The sequence below is a fragment of the Streptococcus oralis genome (assembly GCF_001579025.1).
GTDB lineage: Bacteria > Bacillota > Bacilli > Lactobacillales > Streptococcaceae > Streptococcus > Streptococcus oralis_X.
In genome coordinates, this window is the sequence record NZ_KQ970235.1 from 540,890 (window position 1) to 542,060 (window position 1,171).

Consider the following 1,171-nt stretch of genomic DNA (forward strand, 5'->3'; position numbering starts at 1 on the left):
CGGCTTTACGTCGAAAGGCTGTAGTTTGGATCAAGGCGCACTTTCCAGACCCTATGCGCAACTATATGACAGGGCTGTTATTAGGACATCTAGATACGGACTTCGAGGAGATGAATGAGCTTTATTCCAGTCTTGGAATTATCCATCTCTTTGCCTTGTCAGGTATGCAGGTGGGCTTCTTTATGGATGCCTTTAAGAAACTCCTCTTACGATTGGGCTTGACCCAAGAAAAGTTGAAGTGGCTAACTTATCCCTTTTCTCTTATCTATGCAGGTCTGACAGGATTTTCAGCTTCGGTCATTCGCAGTCTCTTGCAAAAGTTACTGGCCCAACATGGTATTAAGGGCTTGGACAATTTTGCTTTAACGGTGCTTGTCCTCTTTATCATCATGCCCAACTTTTTCTTGACAGCAGGAGGAGTCTTGTCCTGCGCATACGCTTTTATCTTGACCATGACTAGTAAAGAAGGGGAGGGACTCAAGGCTGTTGCTAGAGAAAGTCTGGTCATTTCCTTGGGAATATTGCCCATTCTATCCTTCTATTTTGCAGAATTTCAGCCTTGGTCTATCCTTTTGACCTTTGTCTTTTCCTTTCTGTTTGATGTGGTTTTCTTGCCGCTTTTGTCCATCTTATTCATTCTGTCTTTTATTTACCCAGTCACTCAGTTTAACTTTGTTTTTGAGTGGTTGGAGAACATCATTCGCTTGGTATCGCAGCTGGCAAGTAGGCCCCTGGTCCTTGGTCAACCCACCACATGGCTGTTGATTCTCCTCTTAGTTTCATTAGCCTTGGTCTATGACTTTAGAAAAAATGTCAAAAGACTAGCAGGATTCAGTCTCTTTATCGTGGGGCTCTTTTTCTTAATCAAGCATCCACTGGAAAATGAAATCACCATGCTAGATGTTGGGCAAGGAGAAAGTATTTTCCTACGGGATGTGACTGGGAAAACTATTCTCATAGATGTAGGTGGTAAGGCAGAATTTGACAAGAAAATCCAAGCTTGGCAGGAAAAGGCGACGACCAGCAATGCCCAACGAACCTTGATTCCCTATCTTAAAAGTCGAGGAGTAGACAAGATTGACCAGCTGATTTTGACCAATACAGACAAGGAACATGTTGGCGATTTGCTGGAGGTGACCAAGGCTTTCCATGTGGGGGAGATTTTAGTATC

General features: G+C 43.5%; 1 protein-coding gene. It reads left to right on the forward strand.

Annotated elements, in window-relative coordinates; translation table 11 throughout:
• On the forward strand, positions 1-1,171 hold a 1,171-nt coding region (locus SORDD27_RS10120), incomplete at both ends, for a ComEC/Rec2 family competence protein (protein WP_414162625.1).